Annotated in this window: 4 protein-coding genes and 1 pseudogene; 2 read left to right on the top strand and 3 right to left on the bottom strand. The window is 40.1% G+C overall.

The window, feature by feature from the left end:
- A partial coding sequence (locus ACED28_RS22795) for a hypothetical protein (protein WP_371710817.1) occupies nucleotides 1–197 on the top strand: 197 nt, incomplete at its 5' end.
- 153 nt (nucleotides 198–350) lie between these two features.
- Here ACED28_RS22795 and ACED28_RS22800 read toward each other — a convergent pair.
- Nucleotides 351–875 carry a DUF3087 family protein gene (locus tag ACED28_RS22800; RefSeq protein WP_017103550.1) on the bottom strand — a complete coding sequence of 175 codons (525 nt, stop codon included), beginning with the start codon at nucleotides 873–875 and terminating at the stop codon, nucleotides 351–353.
- Nucleotides 876–1,132: 257 nt separating this feature from the next.
- Between ACED28_RS22800 and trmY the strand changes: the two genes are divergently transcribed.
- Nucleotides 1,133–1,732 (top strand): tRNA (pseudouridine(54)-N(1))-methyltransferase TrmY, encoded by a 600-nt coding sequence (trmY, locus tag ACED28_RS22805; RefSeq protein ID WP_009846285.1) that lies wholly within the window; start codon nucleotides 1,133–1,135, stop codon nucleotides 1,730–1,732.
- Between the two features lie 136 nt (nucleotides 1,733–1,868).
- Here trmY and ACED28_RS22810 read toward each other — a convergent pair whose 3' ends face one another.
- Nucleotides 1,869–2,942, bottom strand: a complete 1,074-nt coding sequence (locus tag ACED28_RS22810) for an HlyD family secretion protein (RefSeq protein ID WP_012601063.1) — start codon at nucleotides 2,940–2,942, stop codon at nucleotides 1,869–1,871.
- Nucleotides 2,909–4,225, bottom strand: a pseudogene (locus ACED28_RS22815) (glycosyltransferase). The gene ACED28_RS22810 and the pseudogene ACED28_RS22815 overlap by 34 nt, the downstream one beginning before the upstream one ends.
- Between the last annotated feature and the right edge of the window lie 119 nt (nucleotides 4,226–4,344).

Below are 4,344 nucleotides of genomic sequence, written 5' to 3' on the forward strand. Positions count from 1 at the left end.
ATATTCATCAACGAGTGCCCACACAGATTGATAGGTTTAAATTGTTAAAGAGCTTTGCTTATCGAAACTTTCTTTTTACAAAGAAACCCTTGAAAGCGGACGTGAATTCTAGCGATTTAATTTTAAGTGTCAAACACTTTTTAAAATTAATTCCTTTCGAACTTTCCGTCTTACTGATTACCGCTGAAGCCTTGTAGCGACTGCCGTGTCAGTGAGGCGGCATTATAGAGATCATCGAAAACATGGCAACCCCTTTTTTGATAAAAATTCAAAAAAATTGCTTAAGCGTCTACTTTTACGTCAAAACCCTCTTTCATAGGCCAAAGCTCATACAATCAAGAGCATATAACTTAGAATTTCGCGACTAGATCTTTCGAGAATGTCTCTATATCCAGTTCTATACTCCACTTTTCACTCAGCTCCACTATGTTATCTAGAGATTTCTGAACCGTTTTTATCGTCAATGTATTGTTATCTAGGTCGTATACCTGTTTTTGCGTAGTGTAATAGAAGTAAAGGATAGTTAATGCTTCTCGATCGCCTTGCTCAGCTTTTGGTTGAATACGCTTAAGCTTACGATAGATTTGATTGTGAATTTGTTTCAGGTTCCACACATAAAGCGCTTCTTTAAAGTAATCATGCCCTTTCACACGGCTCGCAATAAACGCATTCAAGGCGACTGATAAAATCACCCCGAGTACATTCAAATGGAAATTACCCGTCGATTCCCCAGTAACGGAGCCAGCTGAACCAAAAAGTTCAATCAGAACGCTACCGAATACAATGGCAAACAAGGCGAGTGACCCAACCAATGAAACCAACAGTAGGTTCATCTTCTTTCTATATTCTTCTTTATTAATCTTCTGTAACTTCATCGACTACTTCCTTATGTAAGTCACCTAATAATTTGCGCATACTATCTATGTAAACCTTGGTTAGCTTCAACCTTTACCATCTTGTAATGTGGTCACTCTCTATTTAATACGTAGAGTTCTTGTGGTCAGTACTATACATAACTCCATTTGACTTCATTAATAGAAAAGAGTTACATACCGCCATAATTTTTAGTTATTCATCAATTCATGTTGATTAAGCCTATTTCGCTTTATCACATACTGACAAGGTACATCCCATGCGTTCATTTGTATTACGCGCTCGCGCAGCCCCTACAGAGAGCAAACTTATCTTAGAAGGTGTTGGGCAAGACGCTCATACTGAGATTCTGGCTCATACTCTGATGAACACGATCTTCGTTGCTCAATCACACCGTGAGAATGTCACCGTGCACCTTGTATTAGAAAGTACTAAAGACTTTTCACGTACGATCACTTTCGATTCAAATGAGATCACTAACATTGGTGGCTTTCATGAATCGGCATTGTTATCAGCGGTAGTAAGAGCGGTTGATGCTTCTCAAGGCATGATAAAAGAACAGACACGTCAGGTTGAACCGGGCATCACTGTTCGTACTATGAGTTTTGAAAAGTTGGTTAAAGAACTGGCTGAAGACCACCAGCTGTACATGATGGATAAGAAAGGCGACTTTATCCGTGACGCAGAGATTGCGGAAAACCCATGTTTCCTTCTAACTGACCATATCCCTATGCCGAAGAAAAGCTACAACAGCTTGAAGCGTTTAGGGACAGAGAAAATCAGCTTAGGTCCAAACATGCTGTTTGCTTCTCAGTGTGTTGTGTTGATCAACAATGAACTGGATGTACGTGGTTTTTGATATCCACAGCTCTCTACGATAGTTATCTCTAAAGCAGAAGGTCTCTCTAAAACAGCAGTTCGCTATAAAAATAGCTAGCCCTAAAACCATAAATGGAGCGATACACGCTCCATTTATGGTCAAATTAGCGTGCTAATTAAAAACGCACTTCGACGGTCATCCCTTCAATCCAATATTCTCTAGGCAAATCAGCCGTAAAGTTCAATGCTACTTTGAGATATGCTGGCTGCCCTTCAAAAGGGCTTGCTAATTGAGTCGGCAACTTACTGACGATTTCTACCGAATCTGCAATCTCAGCCTCAAAAGTACTACCATTAGGAAACCTTACCTTGGTATGAGCTCCTATTATCGCATTCTCTAAATATTTAGGGTCTAAATACGCGACCACTTGCGGGATGGTATTCTTCGCTATCGTTACAAGCTCGTCACCTTCGAACACTCTCTGTCCTTCAACGACATGGATATCGACAACGCGACCTTCATAGGGAGACTTAATCGCCAATCCTTGTTCAACAACACGTTTAAGTGCTAGATCTTTCATTAAAGCACGTCGAGCCTGACTAACCGGACCCGCTAATTCTCTTTCTTGTTCAGCTAATTTCGCATTTTGATAATCAAGTTTTTGTCCATTAAGCTGATTATTAAGTGAGTTACTCATTCCCACTATACTTGCGTAGTCCACATCGGATACCTGACCTTTTTTCCTATATTCTTCATATCGCGTTTGAATTTGCTGTACCGTGTTTAAATTACTGCGCGTTTCTTCAATGCCTTTCAAGTGCAGTAAGCCAATATCATCAGGAGACCTGATTTCTAAATCTAATAACTCAGCATGAAGAAATTCGATTTGCGCTTCCACTTCCATATTAGTCAACTGAATCGCTGTCTCTGATTTTAGGATTTGACTTCCATCGTCTACTGGAATTGGGCCGACTACTCCTGCAACTTTAGAGGTTAAGGTTACAGGATGCGAGGTAATGATTGCCGGAGCAATAACCAAAAAATTTGTCTTTAAGAAAAAATACGCAACGAATAATAGAGGGCTAACCACTAAGCTTAAGATTAAATACCAACGAAAGCGGTAGCCTCCTCTTTTCGCTTGTCCGTAAGCAACTTTGACACCATCATCCGATTGAGGGTTATTCTTTTTATCAAGATGAAATTTCACTTTCATTGTTAAAACCTTTTGCCTTTTTTCAATACCCACCAAGGAGCCATACTGGATTCTTCATGACTTCTTCTAAATAACTCATTCACCATAGAGAACGCCGTAATCAACCGCATAAAGAACTGATAAAACGGATACAAGATTAGCCATTTTGCCATCTTAAGATCTTCTTTCGCTCTTTCGGAAACCAACCCAATATAGACAGTAAAAAACAACAACACTGTCGACAAATAGACGCAGTAGATAAGGATCAGAAGTGCAGCAACAAAATCGAAGGGGTAAGCCCAAAATATGTAAAACATGAATAGCGAAACTAGAATGGGCAGCAATACGTTTTGTAGAACGCCATAAACTAAAGTAAATATAAAGTTTCCCCAACCGAGTAATCTAGGGGTTAGACCTTCATTGTGTTTCCTTAAAAACAGAAATAATAAGTCTCCATCCCATCTTAGCCTTTGTTGTACCAACCCTTTCAGTGTATCGGGTACATCAGTATGGCCCACAGCTTTAGGTGTAAAAGCGAGTTTATTGTTTGGATGTCTTTTCTTGTACTGTTTGAGCCTCATCGTTAAGTCGAGATCTTCAGCAGTATGGGTATCCCACCCTCCAACTTGCTTCAGAGTGTTCTTTCGAAAGGCACCAAATGCTCCTGATATATTATTTAGAACCCCCCAGTTAGATAGCCCCGTCTTACCCGCTTGCATTGATAACATATATTCAAGAGACTGCATTCGCGTAAGCAAATTTTCTTGCCAGTTTCTAACGCGTAAAGCACCTCCAGAAGCAATCACATTCTTATCAGTAAATTGCTTCATCATTTGTAACGCCATGTCGTTATCAAAAGAAGTATCACCATCAACATTAATAACAAAATCACCAGTAGCGTTATCTAAACCAGCATTCAACGTTGATACGCGACCTCCTCTTTGCCACTTAGGAATGACACGAACATCTCTGTTTCTTACCGTTTTATGTCTTTGCTCCCCTCGCATTGCAGCTAAGTAGGTATCTTCATTTTAAGTTGCTCCATCGACTACGGCTACAATCTCAATCTTTCCGGGATAAAGCTGTTCAACAAGCGTGTCGATCGTTATCTCAATTGCATCTCCTTCTCCATAACAAGTAATTACAAACGAGATGCTTGGGTATTCTTTTATCTCTATGTCACTGGCCGAATAAGACCAGCGAAAGATTCCACTTAACACAAGCAGAAAGAGTGGGAGCTCCACCATAATCATCATGGGGAAAAGCATTAGCCAAAGCTCAGAGTTCTCTAAAAGCATCCCCCAGAAGTACTGTTGGAGATCAAGGCTAACTGACAGCATAGATTTCACTGACTTTACTTTCTAACCAATAACCAACATCTTCTTTCATTGTTGGATCGGGTATACTGATCCGCACCAGCAGTTTTGGACACTGAGTTAAGTGAGTACAATCACTAATG

It is taken from the genome of Vibrio sp. 1F253 (genome assembly GCF_041439295.1).
Lineage (GTDB): Bacteria > Pseudomonadota > Gammaproteobacteria > Enterobacterales > Vibrionaceae > Vibrio > Vibrio tasmaniensis_A.

Excerpts from the sequence above, each read along its gene's own strand:
- trmY (WP_009846285.1), top strand. The coding sequence starts at position 1,133 with ATGCGTTCATTTGTATTACGCGCTCGCGCAGCCCCTACAGAGAGCAAA.
- ACED28_RS22800 (WP_017103550.1), bottom strand. The coding sequence starts at position 875 with ATGAAGTTACAGAAGATTAATAAAGAAGAATATAGAAAGAAGATGAAC.